The organism is Anaerozeibacter quisquiliarum, from assembly GCF_051162045.1.
GTDB lineage: Bacteria > Bacillota > Clostridia > Christensenellales > Aristaeellaceae > Anaerozeibacter > Anaerozeibacter quisquiliarum.
In genome coordinates this window covers 17,278-39,344 of sequence record NZ_JBISDI010000018.1, presented here as the reverse complement: position 1 = coordinate 39,344, position 22,067 = coordinate 17,278, and the positions used below count along the sequence as shown (strand labels likewise).

Annotated in this window: 19 protein-coding genes; 5 read left to right on the top strand and 14 right to left on the bottom strand. The window is 60.9% G+C overall.

The window, feature by feature from the left end; translation table 11 throughout:
- Nucleotides 1-2: 2 nt before the first annotated feature.
- Nucleotides 3-890 carry a branched-chain amino acid ABC transporter permease gene (locus ACH6CV_RS09495; RefSeq protein WP_456357946.1) on the bottom strand — a complete coding sequence of 296 codons (888 nt, stop codon included), beginning with the start codon at nucleotides 888-890 and terminating at the stop codon, nucleotides 3-5.
- A gap of 165 nt (nucleotides 891-1,055) precedes the next feature.
- Nucleotides 1,056-2,177 (bottom strand): ABC transporter substrate-binding protein, encoded by a 1,122-nt coding sequence (locus tag ACH6CV_RS09490; protein ID WP_456357945.1) that lies wholly within the window; start codon nucleotides 2,175-2,177, stop codon nucleotides 1,056-1,058.
- Between the two features lie 299 nt (nucleotides 2,178-2,476).
- Here ACH6CV_RS09490 and ACH6CV_RS09485 point away from each other — a divergent pair, with 299 nt between their 5' ends.
- Together ACH6CV_RS09485 and ACH6CV_RS09480 are read left to right on the top strand one after the other, a co-directional pair.
- Nucleotides 2,477-3,109, top strand: coding sequence for a GntR family transcriptional regulator (locus tag ACH6CV_RS09485; RefSeq protein WP_456357944.1), 633 nt, complete (start codon nucleotides 2,477-2,479; stop codon nucleotides 3,107-3,109).
- A 21-nt stretch (nucleotides 3,110-3,130) separates the two neighbouring features.
- A complete protein-coding gene (locus tag ACH6CV_RS09480; RefSeq protein WP_456357943.1) occupies nucleotides 3,131-4,399 on the top strand; it encodes an L-cysteine desulfidase family protein in 1,269 nt (422 codons plus the stop codon).
- 208 nt (nucleotides 4,400-4,607) lie between these two features.
- On the opposite strand, the gene ACH6CV_RS09475 is transcribed toward ACH6CV_RS09480, so the two are convergent.
- From ACH6CV_RS09475 to ACH6CV_RS09420, 12 genes are all read right to left on the bottom strand, one after another.
- Entirely contained in the window at nucleotides 4,608-5,597 is a 990-nt protein-coding gene (locus ACH6CV_RS09475) for an ABC transporter permease (RefSeq protein ID WP_456357942.1), read from the bottom strand.
- Complete coding sequence (locus ACH6CV_RS09470; RefSeq protein WP_456357941.1) at nucleotides 5,594-7,102, bottom strand: sugar ABC transporter ATP-binding protein; 1,509 nt, start codon at nucleotides 7,100-7,102, stop codon at nucleotides 5,594-5,596. The genes ACH6CV_RS09475 and ACH6CV_RS09470 overlap by 4 nt, the downstream gene beginning before the upstream one ends.
- Before the next feature lie 67 nt (nucleotides 7,103-7,169).
- On the bottom strand, nucleotides 7,170-8,135 hold the full coding sequence (locus ACH6CV_RS09465; protein ID WP_456357940.1) for a substrate-binding domain-containing protein: 966 nt from the start codon (nucleotides 8,133-8,135) through the stop codon (nucleotides 7,170-7,172).
- Between the two features lie 128 nt (nucleotides 8,136-8,263).
- Entirely contained in the window at nucleotides 8,264-9,772 is a 1,509-nt protein-coding gene (locus ACH6CV_RS09460; RefSeq protein ID WP_456357939.1) for a CoA-acylating methylmalonate-semialdehyde dehydrogenase, read from the bottom strand.
- Entirely contained in the window at nucleotides 9,769-10,743 is a 975-nt protein-coding gene (locus ACH6CV_RS09455) for a transketolase family protein (RefSeq protein ID WP_456357938.1), read from the bottom strand. The genes ACH6CV_RS09460 and ACH6CV_RS09455 overlap by 4 nt, the downstream gene beginning before the upstream one ends.
- A complete protein-coding gene (locus ACH6CV_RS09450) occupies nucleotides 10,737-11,597 on the bottom strand; it encodes a transketolase (RefSeq protein ID WP_456357937.1) in 861 nt (286 codons plus the stop codon). Before ACH6CV_RS09450 ends, ACH6CV_RS09455 begins: the two co-directional genes overlap by 7 nt.
- A gap of 3 nt (nucleotides 11,598-11,600) precedes the next feature.
- Nucleotides 11,601-12,377 (bottom strand): IclR family transcriptional regulator, encoded by a 777-nt coding sequence (locus tag ACH6CV_RS09445; protein WP_456357936.1) that lies wholly within the window; start codon nucleotides 12,375-12,377, stop codon nucleotides 11,601-11,603.
- Nucleotides 12,374-13,012, bottom strand: coding sequence for an RpiB/LacA/LacB family sugar-phosphate isomerase (locus tag ACH6CV_RS09440; protein WP_456357935.1), 639 nt, complete (start codon nucleotides 13,010-13,012; stop codon nucleotides 12,374-12,376). Before ACH6CV_RS09440 ends, ACH6CV_RS09445 begins: the two co-directional genes overlap by 4 nt.
- Nucleotides 13,009-14,127 carry a Gfo/Idh/MocA family protein gene (locus ACH6CV_RS09435; protein ID WP_456357934.1) on the bottom strand — a complete coding sequence of 373 codons (1,119 nt, stop codon included), beginning with the start codon at nucleotides 14,125-14,127 and terminating at the stop codon, nucleotides 13,009-13,011. The genes ACH6CV_RS09440 and ACH6CV_RS09435 overlap by 4 nt, the downstream gene beginning before the upstream one ends.
- Nucleotides 14,128-14,141: 14 nt before the next feature.
- Nucleotides 14,142-15,929 (bottom strand): thiamine pyrophosphate-binding protein, encoded by a 1,788-nt coding sequence (locus ACH6CV_RS09430; RefSeq protein ID WP_456357933.1) that lies wholly within the window; start codon nucleotides 15,927-15,929, stop codon nucleotides 14,142-14,144.
- A gap of 510 nt (nucleotides 15,930-16,439) precedes the next feature.
- Nucleotides 16,440-16,880, bottom strand: a complete 441-nt coding sequence (locus ACH6CV_RS09425) for a YaiI/YqxD family protein (RefSeq protein ID WP_456357932.1) — start codon at nucleotides 16,878-16,880, stop codon at nucleotides 16,440-16,442.
- A gap of 95 nt (nucleotides 16,881-16,975) precedes the next feature.
- Nucleotides 16,976-17,797, bottom strand: coding sequence for a DeoR/GlpR family DNA-binding transcription regulator (locus tag ACH6CV_RS09420; protein WP_456357931.1), 822 nt, complete (start codon nucleotides 17,795-17,797; stop codon nucleotides 16,976-16,978).
- A gap of 410 nt (nucleotides 17,798-18,207) precedes the next feature.
- On the opposite strand from ACH6CV_RS09420, the gene ACH6CV_RS09415 reads away from it, so the two are divergent.
- The 3 genes from ACH6CV_RS09415 to ACH6CV_RS09405 all read left to right on the top strand — a co-directional run bounded on the left by ACH6CV_RS09415 (nucleotide 18,208) and on the right by ACH6CV_RS09405 (nucleotide 22,060).
- On the top strand, nucleotides 18,208-19,335 hold the full coding sequence (locus ACH6CV_RS09415) for a BMP family lipoprotein (RefSeq protein WP_456357930.1): 1,128 nt from the start codon (nucleotides 18,208-18,210) through the stop codon (nucleotides 19,333-19,335).
- A gap of 83 nt (nucleotides 19,336-19,418) precedes the next feature.
- Nucleotides 19,419-20,969 (top strand): ABC transporter ATP-binding protein, encoded by a 1,551-nt coding sequence (locus ACH6CV_RS09410; protein WP_456357929.1) that lies wholly within the window; start codon nucleotides 19,419-19,421, stop codon nucleotides 20,967-20,969.
- Complete coding sequence (locus ACH6CV_RS09405) at nucleotides 20,966-22,060, top strand: ABC transporter permease (RefSeq protein ID WP_456357928.1); 1,095 nt, start codon at nucleotides 20,966-20,968, stop codon at nucleotides 22,058-22,060. The genes ACH6CV_RS09410 and ACH6CV_RS09405 overlap by 4 nt, the downstream gene beginning before the upstream one ends.
- Nucleotides 22,061-22,067: the final 7 nt, after the last annotated feature.

Below are 22,067 nucleotides of genomic sequence, written 5' to 3'. Positions count from 1 at the left end.
CGTTACACCTTCGAAATGCCTTTCTTGCCGAAAATGCCGGTCGGCTTGATGATGAGAATCAGGATCAGGATGACGAAGGCCATCGGATCGCGCACATTACTTCCGAGGTACTGCGCGGCCAGCGTTTCCGCGACGCCCACAACGAGCCCGCCGACGACCGAGCCATACAGGATGCCGATGCCGCCCACGACTGCGGCGGAAAATGCCTTTAAGCCGATCAGCGAGCCCATCGTCGGCGATATGACCTGATAGTAGCCGCCGATCAGCGAACCCGCGATCGCCGCCGACGCGCCGCCGATGAAGAAGGTGAACGAGATCACGAAGTTGACGTTGATGCCCATCAGGTTCGCGGCCTTGCTGTTCTGCTCGGTCGCGCGCATCGCCAGCCCGATCTTGGTATGGCCCACAATAAAGGTCAGCACCATGAGCAGCGCGATCGCCACCACGAGCATGATGATTTGACTCGACTGGATCGTGATGTGCCCGATGATAACGTTCGGGAACAGATTCAGCGAGGGAAAGCCCCGTTTCTCACTGCCGAACACGTATTCAATCGACAGCACGTTTTGAATGATGAAGGACACGCCGATCGTCGTGATGAGTGTCGCGATGGGTATGGATTTTTTCTTTCTCAAGGGCTCCAGCGCTGTCTTGTCGATCAGCAGCGCGAGCGCGCCCGAGGTAATGACCGACAGCAGAATTGCCGGAAACAGGCCGAATTCCAAGGAGACAAAAAAATACACCATATACGCACCGAACGCGTAGACCGCGCCGTGCGAAAAGTTGATGAGCCGCAACACGCCGAACACCATTGAATATCCGACGGCGATTAGTGCGTACGCCATGCCTAGCGCGAGGCCGTTGATCACAGTACCGATCAATGTCTGCATACGTTACTGCGTCGCCGCGCCGTAGGCACCGGCGACAGTCTCCTTCCGTTGGATTGGCTTTGCGGGGGCTGGATGGGATCGAGCGTCCTTCCATTCCCCTCCATTCCTCTCCGAAGGAGGAGAATGGAGGGGAACAAGGCCCTCTAACGCTGCAACGGTCGCTTTTTAGAACTCTGCCAGCTTGAAAATACCGCCGTCGACCGTGATCTTGGTGAACACCTTCTGGGCATCGCCGCCCTCGTCGAAGGTCGTGTAGCCGGACATGCCGTCGTACTCGGTCTTGTACATCTCATCTCTGATGGCCGCGCGGTCGAGCTTGCCGGCGCGCTCGATGGCCGAGAGCAGGATGCCTACCGAGTCATATGCCTGCGTGGTCAGCGCGGACGGCGCTGCGCCGTAGGTATCGGTATACGCCGTGACATAGGTTTGAACGCGCTCGTCGGTGTTGCCTGCAAAGAAGGACACCGGGGCGTAGATGCCGTTGGCGGCATCACCCGCTATCTTGATCAGGTTGTCGGTGTAGGCGTTGGAGCAGCCGACCAGTTTCACGTCGAAGTCGCTGTTCTTAGCCGCTACGGCGAACGGGGCAAGCGTTCCGTACATGCCGGCGACCATGATGACGTCGCAATTCGCCGCCTTGAAGTTCGCGATCTCGGTCGCGAAGTCGACCGCGTCGGTGGAGACCTCTTGGCGCAGCGCGAAGTTGCCGCCGAGTGCCTTAATATTATCCTCCATCGCGTTGCCGGCAGACTGGCCCCACTCGGTGTCGATAGACAGCACGCCGATGTTCTTGCCGGCGAGGTCCTTCACGGCTATTTCCGCGCCGGTCTTGGTCTCGACCGTGATGACTGTGTTGTTGCGGAAGATGTAGTCGCCGATCGAGGAGTAGTCCTTATGGGAGGCCGAGGGGCTGATGTTGACATACTCGGCGTCTTGATAGGTCGGCGCGGCAACCATGCAGATGCCAGACGCGAAGTGGCCGATGATGCCCCAGATATCGCCGTCGGATACGATCTTCTCGGCGATGATCGCGGCCTCGTCGGAGTCGGACTTGTCGTCGAACTCGACGATCTCGATCTGGTAGGCCGAGCCGCCCACGTTAACGCCGCCCTTGGCGTTCCACTCGGAAGCCATCAGCTTCGCCGCGTTGGCAAAGCCGATGCCATACTCGGCGTTGTCGCCCGTCATCGGGGCGGCGACAGCGATCTTGATTGTTCCGCCCTCGGCTAAGGCGAAACTGGGCACGAGCAGCGCGAGGGTCAGGAGAATGGTAAAGATCTTCTTCATGCTGTGGATACTCCCCTTCTTTGATTTTCTCTATTTTAAAGGCCGCGGTCTGCGTGCGGCCTTCAAAAACCCATGGCCGGACTGGGTTTGCTGATATGCTCAATGAGCTTCGATTTGCTAATATGCTCAGCAAGCCACAAGCGCAAGCGTCGATTTACGGCGCAATTATAACATGCATGCAACGGGGTGTCAACAAGAAACTGAAAAGATGGTTGACAGAGTGGGCAATATAGCATATTATATATAACGATGGTTAATGCCCATAGAGAGGAAGCCGAAGGCTGGCGTGGTATGCTGATATGACTAGCGGGACGCTTAAAAGCAAGGTCTATGCCGCGGTACTGCGCGGCATCATCAACGGCGAATACACGGCGGATAGTGTGATCAACGAAAAGCGGCTCGCTGAAAAGCTTGAGGTTTCCAAATCCCCTGTGCGCGAGGCGCTGGTCGAGCTGTGCTCGCAGGGCGTGCTGCGCAGTGTGCCGAGGCTGGGGTATATCGTCGTGCGCTATACCGACCGAAACATCCGAGACATCTTGCAGTTTCGTACGATGCTCGAATGCGGATGCTTAATGGAGAGCTTTGACGACATCACCCCGACGCAGTTGTGCAGGCTGGAGAGCGTTGTCGAAACCGAATTTCTGTTCCTGTCCCAGAACGACGCCAAGGACTATTGGAGCGGCACGCTCAACTTTCACCTGACTCTCGTGTCTTTTGCGGAAAACGAGTTCATCTACGGCCAGCTGCGCGCGGCGCTCGACACGTCGATGCGCGCCTATCTTCAACTCTACTGGGACCGTTGGCAGGACAGCGCCTTCATGCAGCCGTCAATTCTGCACCGGCAGATTGTCGAATGCATTCGCCGCCATGACCGCGACGGGGCGGTCGACGCGCTCAGGCGAGACATCAATACGTTTCGAACGCTCAAATAACGCTCATAGGAGTTCTTTGGCATGGATAAGCGGATATACGACGGCTATATCAAAATCCTTCGGCACGAGTTGGTTCCGGCGCTGGGCTGCACGGAGCCGATCGCCATCGCGTTTGCCGCCGCAAAGGTGCGCGAGGTACTCGGCACATTCCCGGAGCGCATCGTAGCGCACTTAAGCGGGAACATCATCAAGAACGTCAAGAGCGTCACCGTCCCCAACTCCGGCGGACAGCGCGGCATCAAGGCCGCTGCGACGCTCGGCTGTGTCGGCGGCAACGCGGCGCTGACCTTCGAGGTGCTCGCGTCCGTGACCGAGGCGGATATCGCCCAAACGCGCGAATTGGTTGCGGCGGGCTTCTGCGACGTGAAATACGCTCAAGGCAAGGATAAACTCTACATATGCATCGAGGCGACGGGCGGCGGGCAGCGCGCGTCGGTGACTGTCGAGCGTGAGCATACCAACATCACCCGCATCGAAAAAAACGGTGCGGAACTGCTCCGATCATCCGAGCGCACGAAGGCCGAAGAAGGGGTCGACAAATCACTGCTGAGCGTTCGCGGCATCGACGAATTCGCGCGTACGCTCGACGTTGAGGATGTCCGGCCGATCCTCTCCCGGCAGATCGAGATGAACCGAGCCATATCCGACGAGGGGCTCAAGGGTGGCTACGGCGCGGAGGTCGGCAAGCTATTGATGGCGGTCGAGGGCGGTACGGTCGAGGGCCGCGCAGCCGCGCGCGCAGCCGCCGGCTCCGACGCGCGGATGAACGGATGCAGCATGCCGGTGGTCATCAACTCAGGCAGCGGCAACCAGGGCATGACCGTGGCGCTCCCGGTGCTCGAGTACGCCGAGACTTGGGAAAAGGGCGAAGACGATCTCATGCGCGCGCTTGTGCTCGCAAATCTCGTATCGGTCCACATCAAGCGCCACATCGGCAACCTGTCGGCATTCTGCGGCGCAGTCAGCGCCGCCTGCGGCGCGGCGGCGGGTATCGCCTTCCTCGCCGGCTGTGGGTATGACCAAATATCAATGACCATTACCAACACGCTGTGCAACGTCGGAGGTATTGTCTGCGATGGCGCAAAGAGCTCCTGCGCGGCCAAGATCGCCTCCGCCGTCAACGCGGGCACCCTTTCCTTCCGCATGGCGCAGAACTACAAAACCTTCTACGTCGGCGACGGTCTCGTCGGGCGCGACATCGAACAAACCATCTGCAACATCGGCCGCCTGGGCCGCGACGGCATGAAGTCCACCGATGTAGAAATCTTGAACGTCATGGTCGGGGACTAGCGGCCGATGCAAATGACTCCGCTCCAAAAACGAGATCGTCCCGAATTGTATGCAAACCTCCCTGCCATAGGTCCGTCGCGCTCATTTTTCAGTCATGGTTTCCGCCTTCTTTCCTTCCCTCGGAAGTATACCATGACCCCGTATTTTCTGTGCAGTTTAGTGCAGCCTATCCCGACCGCCCCTTGTTCGTTTCGAGGGTGAGTCTCCTTTAACTCCGGCCTGAGCGCTTGCGATCGATCAGCACCGCGGCGATGATGATCGAGCCCTTGACCAGCTGCTTGTAGAAGGCCTCGACGCCGATCAGATCCATGCCGTTGTTGATGACGCCGATCATCATGGCGCCCAATACCATTCCGCCTACGGTGCCGATGCCGCCGGTGAAGCTGACGCCGCCGATGATCGCGCCCGCGATGGCGTCGAGTTCGTACCCCACGCCCATCGCCGGGGCGGCCGATTTGAGCCGGGAGGCCATCAACGTGCCGGCCAACCCCAGCAGCGCACCTTCGATCACGTAGATCAGCATCTTCACCTTGTCCACATTGATGCCGGCCACCCGCGCCGCGTCCTCGTTGCCGCCTACCGCGTAGGCGTAGCGGCCGATGGGCAGCTTGCGCATGGCGAAGTTCATACCCAGAACGATTGCGAGGAAGATGACGACCGACCACGGAATCAGCCCGTTTCCGTCGATTGAAGACGTGCCCAGGTAGTTGAATGCGGCCGGAAACGAGCCCACCGGCATGCCGTGCGCCAGGATCAGCGCCAACCCGCGCGCGATGGACTGCGTGCCCATCGTCACGATGAACGCCGGAATCCGCCCCTTGGCCACGATCGCGCCGTTGAGCAGCCCGAACGCCACCCCCGTCGCGATGCCCACCGCGAAGCCCAGCACCGGCGGCAGCCCGAGTCCGCCGGTGCCGGTCGACACAGTCAGACCGGCCGTCACGCCGCACAGCGCGAACATCGAGCCGATCGACAGATCGTTGCAGTTCATGATAATCAGCATGCCCACGCCGATTGTGGCGATGCCGATCGCCGATACCTGCTTCAGGATGGTCACCAGGTTGCCGATGGTAAAGAAGCCCTTGGCGAAAATGCCGAGCAGCAGCACGATGGCGAGAAAGCCGATCAGGATGCCGTTGCTGCTCAGCATTTGCCTAAGCGCCGGGCGGTCTTTGAAAACGCGTTTAGTCTGGGTCATGCTAATCCCTCCATCGCCGACCCAACGGCCAGCGTCATGATCGCGTCGGGCGTGGCTTCCTGCCGGTCCAGCAGGCCCGTCACCACACCCTCGTGCAGCACGAGGATGCGGTCGGACATGCCCAGTACCTCCGGGAGCTCGGATGAAACCATCAGAATGGATTTCCCGGAGCATGCCAGACCGCTCATCAGCCGGTGAATTTCCGCCTTGGTCTTGACGTCGATGCCGCGCGTGGGTTCATCCAGAATGATGATGTCGGGATCGGCGCTGAGCGCCTTGGCGATCGCGACCTTTTGCTGATTGCCGCCCGACAGGTTGGCGCACACGGTAGCGCTGCCGCCCATCTTGATTTGAAGCTTTTGCTGGTATTCATCGCAGCGCGCCCCTTCCAGCTTCTTTCGGATGAAGCCATTGCGGACGCACTTGCGCACCGACGACAACAGGATATTGTCCCGTACGCTGAGCTTCAGCACCAGCCCGTTGCGCTTTCGATCCTCGGGCACCATGACGATGCCGCGTTCGATGGCGTCGGTGGGGATGCCGATCTTTACGGGCCGGCCGTTAAGCAGGATCTCGCCCGAGTCGGGCCGCCTGACGCCCATGATGCACTCCATGACCTCGGTGCGGCCCGCGCCCATGAGGCCCGCGAAGCCCAGGATTTCGCCGCGCTTCAGGCGGAAGCTGACATCGCGGAACTTGCCCTTAAGCGAAAGGTTTCTGACCTCGAGCACCGGCTCGCCGATCGTTCCCACCTGCTTGGGGAATAGCTCCGACACGTCCCGGTTGACCATCATGCGGATCAGCTCGCGCTCGGGTACATCCGCGACGCTGCCGGAGTATATGAATTTTCCGTCACGCAGCACGGTGACCGCCGTACAGACATTGTAGATTTCGTCCATCTTGTGCGAGATGAACACGATCGCCTTGCCCTGCGCGCGCAGTTGCTCGACCATGTCCAGCAGGTATTTGATTTCCGCATGGCTGAGCGCTGAGGTGGGCTCGTCCATGATGATGATTTCGGCATTGTAGGAGACAGCCTTCACGATTTCGACCAGCTGGAACTTGGCCACCGTCAGCTCGCGCATCATGGTGCGGGGGTTCAGGTCCACGCCCAACTTGTCGAGCAACGCCTTGGAATCCGAGTACATCCGCTTGAAATCGATGACGCCCAGCCGGTTGCGCGGCTCGCGGCCCAGGTAGATGTTCTCCATGACCGACATGTGCCTGACCTGGTTGAATTCCTGGAAGATCATGCTGATGCCGGCCTTGCGCGTGTCCATGACCGATTTAAAGCGCACCGGCTCGCCCTTGAACACGATTTCGCCGCTGACCGGGGTGTACAGCCCGATCAGGATCTTCATGAGCGTGGACTTGCCCGCTCCGTTTTCGCCCACCAGCGCGTGAACCTCGCCGCGCCTGAGCGTCAGCGACACGTCGTCCAGCGCATGCACGCCTTGAAAGCGCATGTCGATGTGCTTCATCTCACAGATGATCTCGCCCCGCATGGCGTCCACCTCCCGAAAATGCCGATCCGCGCCGCGCGCGGCGCGGATCGGCGGTTGCCGCGCATTATCAGAAATACTTCTTCGCCAGCGCGTTGCGCCCCTCGGCCAGCTTCAGATACTGATCGATGTTGTCGCCCGTGCATACCTCGTAGGGCAGCAGGAAGTCTTCCACCGCGTTGCCCTTGGCGGCTTCGATCGCCAGGCGCAGCGCGTTCTCACCCTGGCCCACGCCGTCCTGCCAGATCGAGCTGTCCACCGTGCCCGCGACGATCGCGTCCATGATGACCGGGTCGCAGTCCATGCCGCTGAGCTTTACCTTGCCCACCAGCCCCGCGTTTTCGATGGCGGTGACCACGCCGATCAGTTGGCAGTCGGCGTTGCAGGCCACGGCGTCGAATTCCTTGCCCGCCTGGATCCAGTTCTCGACCAGCTTCATCGAGTCGTCCGCCGACCAGTTGCCGGTGTCATGGGCGACCAGCGTGACGCTGGGGTTGGCGTCCAGCACTTCCTTGTAACCCTGCGCGCGCCCCACTTGGGCCGAGTGGCCCAGCACCGCATCCACGTATACGACCTTCATCTCCGGCCCGACCACATCCAGCAGGCGCTGCATTTGCAGCCTGCCCGACTCCACGTCGTCAGAGCCCACGTGCGCCGCCACGTGCTCGCTGTCGGAGGTGGTGTTGACGGTGATGACCGGGATGCCTTTCTCAAACGCGGCGTCTACCGCTGCGGCCGACTGCACCTTGTCCACCGGGTTGATGACGATGGCATCCACGCCCTTGCTGATGAAGGTCTCCACCTGCGAGAGCTGCTTGGCGGCATCATCGTCCGCAAACACCACTTCGAGGTCGATGTCGGGCGCGTGGTTGGCCTGGTATTCCCAAATGCCCGACGTAATGTACTGAATGAAACCGCTCTGATTGCCCTGCATGGTCACGCCGATGTAGACCTTGTCGGCTTCGGCCATGACGAGCGTCGGGATGCATAGGCACACGAGGACGACAGACAGCACGATGGAAAGCACTCTCTTCATGGTGATTCCTCCCTTTTCATCATTGATGATATATGCCTGGATGGTCGAATCGCACAGCCAACAGAATACCCCGTCAAAACGTACCTTGGTAAGCCTTTTCCGCACAACCTCCTCCTTTTTTATTGACGTTACATGACGCCATCCCAAGTTCCAACCTTGGACTGCATCCGCTCCTGCTGGTCAAACCAGCGCGTAGTGACCACCTTGGACTCCGTGTAGAAGCGCAGAGCGTCCTTGCCCAGGCAGTGCAAATCCCCGAAGAACGACTGCTTGTGCCCGGCAAACGGGAACATGCCTGCCGGCACGGGTATACCCACGTTGACGCCCACCATGCCGCCATGGGTCTCCATCGCAAACCGGCGCGCATAATAACCGCTTTGCGTAAAGATGACCGAACCGTTGGCAAAGCGGTTTTCGTTCATCATGCGCAGGCCCTCGTCAAAGTCGGCGACGCGCTTGACGCACAGCACCGGCCCGAAGATCTCCTCCTGCCCGATCGACATGCCGTCCGTCACATGGTCGAAGATCGTGGGCCCCAGGTAGAACCCCTGCTCAAAGCCGTCCACCGTGGCCCCGCGCCCGTCGAGCACCAATTGCGCGCCTTCCCGGACGCCCTTTTCGATCCAGGACTCGACGGACGCCTTGTGCGCCGCGCTCACGACCGGCCCGAGTTCGGTGCGCTTGTCGTAAGCCGGTCCGATCCGCTTCGTTCCCGCCTGGCGAACCAGCTGCGCGACCAGCGCGTCGGCAATCGAATGCTGAGCAACGACGACCGGCAGCGCCATGCAGCGCTCGCCCGCGCAGCCGAACGCCGAGTTGAGGATGCCGGCGGCCGTGCGTTCAATCGGAGCGTCCTCGAGCACCAGCGCATGGTTCTTGGCCTCGCACAGGCACTGAACCCGCTTGCCGTGCGCCGCGGCGGTGGCATAGATGTGACGCCCGATCGCGGTGGAGCCGACAAAGGTCACCCCCGCGACGTCCGGATGCGTCAGGAGCAGCTCGGCCTCCTTGCGCGAGCAGGTGACGACGTTCACCACGCCGTCCGGCAGCCCGGCCTCCTGGAGCAGCGCGGCCAGCCGAAGCGCCGTCATCGGCGTCATGGAGGCGGCCTTGAGCACCAGGGTGTTGCCGGTGGCGATGCACATCGGCATCATCCAGCCCATCGGGATCATCGCCGGAAAGTTGAACGGTACGATGCCCGCGAACACGCCGATCGGCTCCCGATAGAGCGTCGAGTCAAAGCCGCTGGTCACGTTCATCAGGCTCTCGCCCATCATCAGCGACGGCGCGCCGCACGCCACCTCGACCGGCTCGATCACCTTGAGCAGGTCGCCGCGCGCCTCGTCCCAGTTCTTCCCATGCTCGCGGCACAGGCATTCGGTGAGCGCGTCCATGTCGCGCTCGATCAGTGCGCGGAACCGATACAGCACGCTCACCCGCTTGGCGACCGGGGTGGCGCTCCACCGGGGGAACGCCTCGCGCGCCGCGCCGATGGCCGCCTCCACCTCTTCCTGCGTGCAGCAGGGCGTCCTGGCGATGACCGCTCCGGTCGACGGATCGTAGACGTCCATCGTAGCTTGCGCCGCGCTTTGCGCGAACCGCCCGCCGATGAATGGCTTCAGGGTTGAAATGCTCATGCCCGACCTTCCTTTCTCGCAACCGCGCGGCGCGCCTTGGCGCAAATGTCCGCGCAGGTCAGGTTAAACCGCTCCATCAGGTACTGCTGCGAGCCTACCTCGCCGAACACATCGGGCACGCCCACCCGCTCGAGCGGCGCCGGGCAGTGCTCCGACAGCACCTCGGCCACCGCAGAGCCCAGCGCCCCAATGATGTTGTGGTTTTCGCAGGTCACCACCGCGCCGGTTTTTCGCGCGCTCTCGATCACGCGCTCCCGGTCGAGGGGCTTGAGCGTGAACATATCCAACACCCGCGCCTCGATGCCCTCGTCGTGTAGCTGCCGCGCCGCCTCGAACGCCTGGTGCACCATGATGCCCGACGCGATCAGCGTGACGTCGCCGCCCTCGCGCAGCAGCGCCGCGCGCCCGATCTCAAATTGCGACCCGTCCCGATACAGCCGCACACCCTGTTTGCGCGCGATGCGCAGATAATCGACGCCCTCGCTCGCGGCGATCTGCCTGACCAGCGCGCGCATCATCACGGTGTCGGACGGCTCCACAATCCGCACGCCCGGGATGACGCGCAGGATGCCCGCGTCCTCGAGCGCCATGTGCGTGCCGCCGTTCACCGCAGCCGTCACGCCCGGATCGGCGCCGACCAGCTTGACGGTCAATCCCGCGTAGGCGCAGGAGATGTAGAGCTGATCGTAGATTCGCCGCGAAGCAAAGACCGCGAATGTGTGCAGAAACGGAATAAATCCGCGCCGCGAAAGTCCCGCCGCCAGTCCGCAAGCGTTGGCCTCCTGAATGCCACAGTTGAGGTGGCGCTCGGGAAATCGCTTGATGAACGGCGCGGTGCCGACGGAGCTGCTCAAATCGCAGTCGAGCGCGAACACCCGCTCGTCGGCCTGCGCCGCCTCGATCAGCGCCTCGCAGTAGGCCGCGCGCATTTCCACGGCATCCTGCTCGAAGCTATGGACAAGCTCTACCACCTGACATCCCCCCTCGGATAGCTTCCATCGGCATAGCGCCGCTCGATTTCATCGATCGCGCGCTCGGCCATCGCCTGGTCGATGACCATATAGTGGTTGAAGGCCGCTCGCTCCGCGTCCAGGCAGCCCAATCCCTTGAACGTGTCCAGCACGATCAGCGAGGGCGCGCCGCGCAGAGCCTTGGCGCACTCGATGGCGCGCGCGATGTCCTCGGCGTCGTAGCCCCTACAGGTCTGGACATGCCAGCCAAACGCCCGGAATTTGCCCGCCAAGTCGGCATGGGCGCGGATACCCTTCACGGGCCCGTCGAGTTGCTTCTTGTTGTCGTCGATGAACACGACGAACCGATCGAGCGCAAGCTGCGTCGCCAGCTCGGCCCCTTCCCAAACCTGTCCCTCCTGGCACTCGCCGTCACCCAGCACGCAGTAAGTGTAACCGGGAAGGCCTTTGAGCTTGCCCCCGTAGGCGATGCCCAGCGCGCTCGACATGCCCTGCCCGAGCGACCCGGTCGTCATGTCGATGCCCGGCGTCTTCAACCGATCGCAATGGCTGGGCAGCATGGTGCCGCCCCGATTGATCGACCGCAGCGCCTCCATTGGATAATATCCCTTGAGCGCCAGCGCGGCGTACAGCGCCGGGCCGCAATGCCCCTTGGAGAGCACAAACCAGTCGCGCTCCGGCCAGTCGGGTTCCTCCGGGCGCACACGCATCACGCCGCCGTACAGCACGCCCAGCAGATCGCAAATCGACATCGCGCCGCCGATGTGCCCATAGCCCGCGTTCGCCAACGCGCGGATCGTCTCGATGCGAATGTCGGCGCTCAGCCGCCGCATCGCCCCAATATCATACGCCATGGTTTACTCCCTTTCCGTAAGGCCGGTGCTGCCCGACGGGCAGCCGATGCCCGCGCTGACTTCCTTGGCCGCGTCCATCATGAGCCGGATGGATTTCTCGAGATCGGACGCGCGCACGGTGTGCTTGGGCCCCGATATGCCGATGCTGTAATAGACGGAGTTCCGATAGTTGAAGACCGGGACCGCCACGCACCGCACGCCGATCGACATCTCCTCGTCGTCGATCGCATAGCCCTGCCGCCTGATCTGTTCGAGGTGGCTCATCAGCGTGTCCTCGTCGGTGATCGTATGCTCGGTGTAGCGTGTAAACTCATAGCCCGCGAGCAAGGCGCGCAGCGTCTCCGGACGACGGTACGCCAGAATGCACTTGCCGACCGAGGAGCAATGGAACGGCTCGATCATGCCCACCGTGGCGGACAGGCTGTACGCGCGGCTTGAGCGCACCTGATCGACCACGTACACGCAGTTGTTGTTGAACGCGCACAGGTGAACACTCTCGCCCAACCGGCAACTGAGGTCGAGGATGATGGGACGCGCGATGGCGATGACGTTCAGGCTGTTCTTGAGCGACTCACCCAAGTGCAGGATCCTGAACCCCAGCCGGTACTTGCCGGTTCCCTTGTCGATCTGCACCATGTCGTGCGCGCGCAGCGTGTCCAGCAGCCGCGACACCGTCGATTTGTTGACCGACAGCATCTGCGAAAGCTCGGTCACGCCCAAGCTGTTGCGTTCGGCGATGTGCGACAGGATCCTGATCGCCCTGTCCAGCGATTGAATCATGTAAGCTCCACCCTTCGTCCCCTGATGATGTCGGCAAGGCGGCGGGCGCGCTCGTCGCCCTCAAGGTGCGCCATGAAGCGCTCGCTCTGCGCGATGGGCGAGAGCAGAGTGCGGTCGAGTGAGGAAAGGATGTCCGGCAACGCGCGGTGCGCCGCACGCGAGATGCCCCCAAGCGCGTCCCGGCTCTCGCGCTGGCTCCGGGCCCGCTCGAGCGGATAACCGCGTCCTGGCGGGTCGGCCAGCAGCTCACGCACGATATACGTTAAATTGATGTCGCCCGCCCAGCCGTAGCCCTTGTTGAGCGCGAGCGAGATGCAGTTGCCGCCGTTGATCTGCGTAAACAGCCACGCGTCGAGCGGCGTCTCGACGAGCCCGCAGCACACGCCCGGAAACTGAAGCGCCGCGTTCAGAAACCCCTGGCCGGTACCGCAGCCCCCGACCACCAGGTCGCACGCGCCCACGCCCAGCAGCACGCCGGCCATGATGCCGGTTTGCAGATAGGTCAGCTGGGGCTGCTCGTCCGGGTGCGCCATCCCCAGGTTGAGCACCGTGATCTGCGCGTGCGCCTCAAGCGCGAAAAGGATGTCCCGATTGCGCGCGCACGCGCTTACCTCGTTGAGCACCGCGATCTTCACGCGCGATACGCCTCCATTTCATCGATCGTCACCGGCCTCATCTCGCGGCCCGAGCGAATCGCAGCCAGCGAGAACTTCAGCACCTCGCGCCCGTCCTCGCCCGTCAGCACGGGCGGCCGTCCCTCGTAAATGGCGTCCACGAAGTCGCGCGTGGAATCGACGAACGAATCCGCCCAATCGTCGCGCAGGTTATGGTAGCTTTTGAGCGCGCCGTCGCGGTACACCATCAGCGTGGGGATGTTCAGCATCTTGCCCGTGCAGCGCGTAACCCACAAAACGCCCTTCGTGCCGGTGATCTCCACCCGCTCGTCACATGCGTAGTAATCGGAATTGATCTCGAGGTCCTTCGACCAGGTGATGTCGAACACGCCGAAGCGCTCGGAGTCTTTGTAGCGCCACACGATGACCGAAGGCGCGTCCTGATAGAACTGCACCATCTTACCCGTCTGCCGGTCGGCGTACATCTCCCCCTCCATCGGCGTATGCCCGATGAACGCGAACACGCGCTCGGGCTCGCCCATGAAGTAGCGCGCGATCGAGAACTTGTGGTTGCCGTCGTCAAACACCAACTCCCCGCCGCCGCTCAGTTCCTCCTGCATGCGCCAGGTCCAGCTCGCGGGGTCGACGCGCCAGCCGTGCTTGCCGCTGCCGGCGTTCATCTTGAGCCGGATGGACAGCGGTTCCCCGATCGCGCCCTCATCGATCAGCTCCTTGGCCTTCACATAGGGTGGGTAGAACACGAAATTCTCGTATACCTTGAGCTGAACCCCCGCCTGGCGGGCCGCCTCGATCATCCGGTCGCATTCTTCAAGCGACATCGCCATCGGCTTCTGCACCGACACGTGCTTGCCGGCCCGGCAGGCCTGCACGGTCATCTCGCAGTGCAGGTGGTGGGGCACCAGCAGATCGATCACGTCGATCGCCGGGTCGCATAGCGCCTGCGCGTAGTCGGTGTACACCACCCGCGCCCCGGTCTCAAGCGCAAACGCCTGCGCGCGCGCCTCGTCCACGTCGCACACCGCGTACACCTCGGCGTGCGGATGATCCTTGTAGCCCAAGCAGTTGAGCGTCGCAATGCGCCCGCAGCCCACAATGCAAATCTTCAGCTTATCCACAGCGTCTTCCTCCGTCACACCGTTTCCTGGCCGAGCCCCTCGAGGTATGCGGCGCGGCGCTGTTCCATATAGGCCGGTACCGGCACATCCCACCAGCCGAATGCCTCGCCGCCGGAGTGCGGGTATTCGCGGCACACGCGCACGTGCAGCAGCGTCGGCTTGCCGCCCTCGAGCGCCCGCTTCAGCGCGCCCTTAAGCTCGCCCGGCTGTGACAGGCGCTCCGACGCGATGCCGAACGAACGGGCGATCTCGGCAAAGTCGGGCGAGTAGGGCGCGCCGTCCGCCTCAAAGTCGTTGCCGAAGGTGTGCTCGACGCCCAGCACGTCCGATTGCAAGTCCTTAATGGCCATCCAGCCGCTGTTGTCGGCCACGATCACCACCACCGGCACGTCGTATTGTTTCAGGAACGTAAGCTCCTGCATGGTCATCATGAAGTCGCCGTCGCCCATCAGCGCGATGACGGGCGCGTCGGGGGCGGCCAATTTCGCGCCGATCGCGGCCGGCATGGCCCAGCCCATCGTCGAGAATCCGCCGCTCGTCAGGTGCCGTTGCCCCTTTTTGAACGCAAACTCCTGAAACGCCTGCGCCTGCGTATTGCCCGAAGAGGTCGCGAGGATCGCGCCCTCCGGCAGGCACTCGTTCAATTCTCCGATCAGCTGGGATATGGTGATCTGCTCATGGTGTACCGCGCGTTTGTCCTTGAGCGAGCGCCGCCATTGCGCCTTGAGCTCGGCCATCTCGGCGTGATAGGCCTCGCGCCCGGTCGCCGCGTCGCCGTAGGCGGTCAGCAGCTGCCCCATCACCGTTTGGACGTCGCCCAGCACCCCTACGTCGCATGGGTAGTTTTTCCCCAACTCGCCCGGCTCGATGTCCACGTGGATCAGGCGGGTATCGGGGAATTTGAATCCCGCGCCGTAGCGGTACGAGCAGGTGGTCTCGTCGGCAAAGCGCGTGCCCAGCGCCAGCACCACATCGGCGGTCTGGGTCAACCGCAGCCCGACCGGCGTGCCCTTGGAGCCGGTGTGAAACCCATTGAGCGGATGATCCTCGGGGAACACGCTCTTGCTCGCCATGGTGGTGATGACCGCCGCGCCCCACCGTTCGGCCAGCTCGACCAGCCGGTCCTCCGCGCCGAACAGCGCGCCGCCGGCCAGGATCACCGGGCGCTTGGCGCCGCGCATCAACTCCGCCGCGCGGCGAATCAGCCCTTCATCGCCTGCCCCCGCGCGCAACGCGCGGTGCTTTGCGGGCTCGGGCAACTGGGTTTCGAGCGCGTCCGCCTGCACGTTCATCGGCAGCGCCAGCACCACCGGGCCCCTGCGCCCGCCGAGCATCTGGTTGAACGCGCGCTGCATGATGCGCGGCAGCTGCCCGACCGACTCGGCGCGCCAGGCGCGCTTGCACAGCGGCTCGAGCGCGCGCAGGAAGTTTGAGTCCTGATAGCGCTCGATTTCCTGCAGTACGCCGACGCCTTTCATCTGCACATGCGTGTCGCCCGACACCTGGAAGATCGCGCTCGAATCGACATAGGCTGTCGCCAACCCGATCGCCGTGTTCATCGCCCCCGGCCCGATCGAGGTAAACACGCACAGCGGCTCTTGCTTGATGCGAAAATAGCCGTCTGCAATGTGAAGCGCCGTCTGCTCGTGCTTGACTTGCAAATACTTGATGCCGCCCGACCGGCCGCTTTCGCGCAGCGCATCGAAAAAGCCCAGCACGCCGTGACCGGGAATGCCCAGCGCGTAGGGCACGCCCTCTTTTTCCAGGTATTTGACTACGATCTGCCCGCCCGTCAATTTCATGTCGCTACGCTCCCTTGCCTAATCTGCTTAAGACGAGGTAAGTATAGCAAAGCCATCGGCCACCTACAACCTCATAACCGAAACACGGTTGCGCATTGTGCAACTGATACGGGAAAACTCAACAAACCAAGCCGTTTGGCTACCATTCCGCCCTCTATCGGCTCGGATTATTATAATGTTATGGCATTTGCGGATGGTCTTCTTTCAGGTGTAGGCGGAGTCTTCCACGCTGCGCTTGGCAGAGGGTGCCGGGGTTGGCATACTGAATGATAGATCGGCCTTGGCGACTTTGCGGAGCTGGCGGTTGAAGCCCTCAATGGTGTTGGCCGTATGGATGATTCCGCGAATCTCTCCGGGTACTTGAAATAGGCGGCTGCCCGTCCAGCCCGCCCTCCAGTCCCCTATCTACGAAACCGCCGATCATCGCCCGAAAGAATTCCCGGATGTCCTCCATGGATTCGGTTCCTGCTCCCGCCGTAAGCCCGACGGGCCGTCCCCGGAACGCTGCATTCATATCCGCCGCCCGGATAACAGTCGTACAAATGCGGCCTCAAACCGGGCATCATCTTCCTTCGTGCGCTTTGGCGGGCCCTTGGTTCTGCCGCCGCCCCTGCGCACCTTTTGCCCGATGTGCCGCTCCAACAGCAGCTTATCAATGTTCTCATTCGTAAAGACCAACCCGTTTTGGTTGACGGCCCTCGCGCCCTTGCCCAGCACCATGGCGGCAAGTCCAAAGTCCTGCGTCACGACGATATCCTCGCGGGTCAGGAGGCCCATCAGAGCGTAGTCCACGCTGTCGGCCTGCTTGTCTACCGTTATTACTTGGCTGTACCCGTCGTTATGTTCATGGGATGTGTCCATCAGCATGGTGACGGGAACGCTTCCTTGTCTTGCCAGCCGGACGATGATCTGTTTGACCGGGCAGGCGTCGGCATCGACCAGGATTTTCATGACAGATCTCATTTCTGAATGATGATATACCCCGGTTCCAATATAGCCCAGTCACCGGAACCTGTCAATCGTGCGAGCGGTAATGTGGATTGGCATTACGCCAGGACAATGCTGACCCCCTGTTTTGCGATGCGGTCCAGTTGCGCCTCGTTCTCATCGGTCTTGGTCGTGACCAGGGTATCAATGTCATGCCAATCGCAAAACACGTAGATGCCCCGGCGGATAAATTTGGATGAATCCAAGACCGCAATGCGCTTGTCCGCGCATTCGGCGGAGGCCTTCTTGACCGTCAGCTGGATGGGATAGGACAGCGTAAGCCCCGCGCAGTTGTGGACACCCGTGCTGCCGAGAAAGGCGATGTCCACATTGATCTTCCGATAGAACTCTTCGACCTCCAGGCCCAGAATCGTATCCATCTTCTTGAACAATGCGCCACCCGGAATCGATACATTGTATTTTTGGGCGGCGTACAAGGCGGATGACATGGAGTGGGTCACGATGTCCAGATCGGTGATCCGGTCGTCGTTCAGCAGATGGCTGATGATGGCATTTACCGTGCGGCCGGAATCCAGCGACAGGGTGGTACCGCTTGCGACAAATTTGGCCGCCGTCGCCGCGATGCGCTTCTGCTCCTCATCAAAGATGCCGGCGACAGTTTCTTCGCTGTCCTTGACGTGAGCCGAACCTCTGGAGCGGTAGATTAGGTTCCTTTCCTCCAGCACCAACAGATCCCTGCGGATGGTGGTCGGCGTGACATGGAAGCTCTGGGAGAGCTCTTCGATGGTGGCGCTGCCCTTTCGCAGCAAGATGGTATAGATTTGATCAAGACGATAGGCATTGCTCAAAAACATCATCTCCTTTGTGCTGTGGTATGGCGAGAAGTCACGACAAACGAATGGAATCCTGACAATGTACATCATATACCATCCTTGCGGGCGTGACAATACCAAATATTGCCGAGTTCTATCGTTTGTTGAAATCGATACAACAATACGAACAAGAAATTCGCCACTGTTATCCATACGAACATGCGCAAAAAACATATCGTCCCATTTCGATTGCTTTTGGGAATGGCTATTGACAAGACGTTTCAAACGGAGAAATATGCGATTGCATCATAAAGCGACACGATTGAACAACAATTATCCAAAACTTGCTGCAATAAATGGATTAATTTTATGCAGATGGTAGAAGTTGTATTTATAACAATGATGCGGGCGGGGATGTTCGCAGTGATCTAAAATTTGCGAAATGATGTCCCTTGCGCACAAGGTATTTGCGCGACGTAGGCGCGGATATAGACAAACATTCATGGGGAGGCAGAAGAATGAAAAAGGTTGTCGCGTTGTTCCTGGTTCTCGTAATGAGTTTCGCACTCGCTGTGTCCGGTGCCGCCGGAGCCGCCGCCGAAGGCAAGAAGGAGAAGATTCTGTTCTTCACCGCCTTCATCGGCGACTTTGGTCTGTCCGACATGGGTCACCGTGCCGTTCAGGAGATCGCCGAGAAGTACAACATGGAGTACACCCTCGTCGAGTACGGCGCATACGACCCCGCCTTGGCCGTCAACTGCTTCTGGGATGCACTGGAGACCACGCATTACGATTATTTTTTCGGCCCCACTTGGTACATTGAGAACATCATCGACGAGGCCGCCGCGCAGTATCCCGATACGACCTTTATCCATTATGATGTCGGCAAGGGCGTCACGTTCAACCAGCCCAATGCCTACGGCATTACCTTCGCGCAGAACGAGTCCTCTTTCATGGCGGCCATTTTGCAGGCGCTCATGACCAAGAAGGGCAAGATCGGCTGCATCTCGGCCGACAGCCCCATTCTAAACGACTTCAGCACCGGCTGGCTGGCCGGCGTGAAGTATGCGAAGAAGGAGATGGGTCTGGACATCTCCTGGATGCACTCCTACATGGCCGAGACCAGCATGTCCGCCGTCTACGAAGCGATGAACGTCATGTACGACAACGGCTGCGACGCCGTGTGGCCGATCACCGCGCAGATGATGCTGGCCGGCGCTCAGGCCGCGGAGGAGCACGGCGGTATCGCGAACGGCTACTTCATCATGGGCTGTGACTACGACCAGTGGTCCTACTTCAAGGGCCTGGCCGACAAGGACGCTTCCTCGGCCGTCGGCTACCAGAACATCCTGACCTCGATCACCAAGAACATCGCGTCCTCTGCGATGGCGATCATCGACAGCGTGAAGGGCGACCATTCCATCGCCCCTGGCAACCAGGTATGGGGCGTCTGCAAAAACGGCGTCGGCTACCTGGAGAACGAAAACTTCCTGAACAATGTCCCGGCCGATGTGCAGGCCAAGTTGAAGGAGATCATCGAGAAGATTGGCACCGGCGAGATCGTGGTTCCTTCCTACTATGATTTCGACAGCTACGAAGCCTTTGCCGCCTACCGCGACAATCCCGACGCCGAGTTTGCAAAATAAGGACGTTCCGGAGGGGCGAGGGAAGGACCTTCCCTCGCCCCTCCCTTCATTTAAGAGAGCATTCAAAGAAGGAACGTGAGAGCATGGCGAGAGAACTTCTGAGAATGGAAGGGATCACCAAGATATACCCCAACGGCTTCAGGGCCAACAGCGATGTGACCCTTTCAGTAAATGCGAATGAGATTCACGCCCTGATCGGCGAGAACGGCGCCGGCAAGACGACGCTGATGAAGATCCTCTTCGGCTTGGAAAACTGCCAGGCAGGGAAGATCTACATCGACGGCGAGGAAGTTCACATCGCGGGTCCGCTGGACGCCATCGCCAAGGGTGTTGGCATGGTGCATCAGCACTTCATGCAGGTGCCCAATCTGACGGTTGCGGAAAATGTGGTGCTCGGCATGGAACCGGGCCCCGGCTTCATTTTCGACGGCAAGGCGGCCATCCGAATGACCCAGGAGGTCAGCGACAAGTACGGCCTCGGGGTCAATTCCGATATGCTGATCCGCGACCTCACGGTTGGCCAGAAGCAGAAGGTGGAACTGCTGAAGGCCTTGGCCCGCGGGGTCAAGGTGCTGATTCTGGACGAACCCACCGCCGTGCTCACCCCTCAGGAGACCCGAGAGCTGTTTGCGCAGCTCAAGCATCTTCGGGACATGGGCTACGGCATCATCTTCATTTCGCACAAGCTGGACGAGGTCATGGAGCTGTGCGACCGCGTGACCGTGCTGCGCCACGGCAAATTGACCGGCAACGCCGACATCGAGGAGCTCGACCCGGCGAAGCTATCCAAGATGATGGTAGAGCGGGAGGTCGACCTGACCATCGACAAGGAAGGGGCGCAGCCGGGGAGGACCGTCCTGCATGTGGAAGGGCTGAATTACCTGGACGATTTCGGCAAGCGCGTCCTCAACGACCTGTCCTTCGGCGTGCGCGCCGGCGAGGTCGTGGGCATCGCGGGCGTGGAGGGCAACGGTCAAACCGAACTGTCCGAGATCCTCTCCGGGCTGCTCAAGCGCACCTCCGGCCAGGTTACGCTCAACGGCGAGGAAACGGGCGAGAAGAGCATCGCCGAGATCCGGAAACTGGGGCTTGCGCACATCTCCGAGGACCGCATGAAGTTTGGCATGGCAAGCACGCTGTCCATCCGCGACAACATCCTCGCCACCTACCTGGCCAGCGGCCGGTTCAATAAGGGCCAGTTGCTGAGCATGAAGAAGCTGGACGAGTTTGTCAACGGGTGCATCGAAAAATTCGAGATTGCCTGCACGGGCGGCAATGAAAATGTGAAGTTCCTGTCCGGCGGCAACATTCAGAAGGTGATCGTGGCCCGCGAGTTTTCCGGCGACGCCAACTTCATCATCGCCAACCAGCCCACCCGCGGCATCGACGTCGGCACCTCCGACCTGATTCGCCGGCTGCTGGTCAAGTGCACCCGAGAGGACAATGCCGCCGTCTTGCTCATATCGTCGGACCTTTCTGAGATCATGGAGGTTTCGGACCGCCTGCTTGTCATGAAGGACGGGGAGATCGTCGCGCAGTTCTTGGACGTCAAGGGCGTTTCCGGCAACACCCTGGGCGAGTACATGCTGGGCGTCAAGCGGATGTCTCCGGAGGAGAGGGGGGACTTGTTTTGAAAAAGGTTCAGAGAATCGACTATATGTATGAGGCCTTGCGCGTCGTGCTGGGCATCGTCATCGCGTACACGCTGTGCCTGGTAATCATCGTGATGCTGACCGGCGTGGAGGGATGGCAGGACGCGCTGTACAATTTCGCCATCGGTCCGTTTACCAGCAGGCGCCGCTTCGCCCAGGTGCTTTCCCGCATGGCGCCCTACATGCTGACCGGCTGCGGCATGTGCTTTGTCTACGCCAGCGGGCGTTTCAGCATGATCGGCGAAGGCATCATCAACATCGCCCCCCTGCCGATCCTGTTGGTCATGTTCGGCACCGGCTTCGGGCTGAACGTCATGCCCGGCCTGCCGAAGATCGTCAACCAGCTCATCATCGTGGCGAGCTGCGCGATTACCGGAGGGCTGGTGGCCATGATTCCGGCCTTTGGCCGCGAAAAGCTGGGGGCCAGCGAAACGGTCACATCGGTCATCTTGAATACGGTGTGCATGTACATCACCTTGGCGGTGATCCGAAACACCATCGCCGACCGCAGCAATTCCTACATCGTGACGCCGAAGTATCCCGACGCCATGCGCTTTAGCCGATACTGGGGCAATACCAACCTGAGCGAGGGTATATGGGTCGCGCTGATCGGCGTGGCGATCGCCTGTCTGATCTTCTATCGTACAAAGATGGGCGCGGAGATTCGCATCACCGGTTCAAACCCCTCTTTCGCGAAGTACGCCGGCATCAACACCAACGTCACGCCCTTCATGGGGCAGGTACTGGGCGGCCTATTCGCCGGGGTTGCGAGCGCCGTGGAGAACTTTGGCGCGTACGACCAGTACCAGCTGCCCGCGGTTTTGACCAACATCGGCATGGACGGCCTTATCATCGCGGTCATGGCGAAAAAGCATCCGATATTTGTTCCGCTGACGGCCTTTGTGCTGGCGTACATACGCACGGCGGCTTCGGTGCTGAACACCAACACCAGCATCCCGATCGAGCTCGTCACAATGCTGCAGGCGGTCATCATCTTCTTCGTCGCGGCCGAGGAGTTCCTGGGCAAGAGCCGTCAGAAGGCGATCATTCGGGTATCGCTTGAGCAACGCTAAGGAGGTG

What these genes read in the sequence shown, in the direction of transcription:
- ACH6CV_RS09445 (WP_456357936.1), bottom strand. Translation starts at nt 12,377, where the DNA reads ATGATTCAATCGCTGGACAGGGCGATCAGGATCCTGTCGCACATCGCC.
- ACH6CV_RS09495 (WP_456357946.1), bottom strand. Translation starts at nt 890, where the DNA reads ATGCAGACATTGATCGGTACTGTGATCAACGGCCTCGCGCTAGGCATG.
- ACH6CV_RS09460 (WP_456357939.1), bottom strand. Translation starts at nt 9,772, where the DNA reads ATGAGCATTTCAACCCTGAAGCCATTCATCGGCGGGCGGTTCGCGCAA.
- ACH6CV_RS09410 (WP_456357929.1), top strand. Translation starts at nt 19,419, where the DNA reads ATGGCGAGAGAACTTCTGAGAATGGAAGGGATCACCAAGATATACCCC.
- ACH6CV_RS09465 (WP_456357940.1), bottom strand. Translation starts at nt 8,135, where the DNA reads ATGAAGAGAGTGCTTTCCATCGTGCTGTCTGTCGTCCTCGTGTGCCTA.
- ACH6CV_RS09430 (WP_456357933.1), bottom strand. Translation starts at nt 15,929, where the DNA reads ATGAAATTGACGGGCGGGCAGATCGTAGTCAAATACCTGGAAAAAGAG.
- ACH6CV_RS09450 (WP_456357937.1), bottom strand. Translation starts at nt 11,597, where the DNA reads ATGGCGTATGATATTGGGGCGATGCGGCGGCTGAGCGCCGACATTCGC.
- ACH6CV_RS09470 (WP_456357941.1), bottom strand. Translation starts at nt 7,102, where the DNA reads ATGCGGGGCGAGATCATCTGTGAGATGAAGCACATCGACATGCGCTTT.
- ACH6CV_RS09490 (WP_456357945.1), bottom strand. Translation starts at nt 2,177, where the DNA reads ATGAAGAAGATCTTTACCATTCTCCTGACCCTCGCGCTGCTCGTGCCC.
- ACH6CV_RS09480 (WP_456357943.1), top strand. Translation starts at nt 3,131, where the DNA reads ATGGATAAGCGGATATACGACGGCTATATCAAAATCCTTCGGCACGAG.
- ACH6CV_RS09425 (WP_456357932.1), bottom strand. Translation starts at nt 16,880, where the DNA reads ATGAAAATCCTGGTCGATGCCGACGCCTGCCCGGTCAAACAGATCATC.
- ACH6CV_RS09485 (WP_456357944.1), top strand. Translation starts at nt 2,477, where the DNA reads ATGACTAGCGGGACGCTTAAAAGCAAGGTCTATGCCGCGGTACTGCGC.
- ACH6CV_RS09420 (WP_456357931.1), bottom strand. Translation starts at nt 17,797, where the DNA reads ATGTACATTGTCAGGATTCCATTCGTTTGTCGTGACTTCTCGCCATAC.
- ACH6CV_RS09415 (WP_456357930.1), top strand. Translation starts at nt 18,208, where the DNA reads ATGAAAAAGGTTGTCGCGTTGTTCCTGGTTCTCGTAATGAGTTTCGCA.
- ACH6CV_RS09475 (WP_456357942.1), bottom strand. Translation starts at nt 5,597, where the DNA reads ATGACCCAGACTAAACGCGTTTTCAAAGACCGCCCGGCGCTTAGGCAA.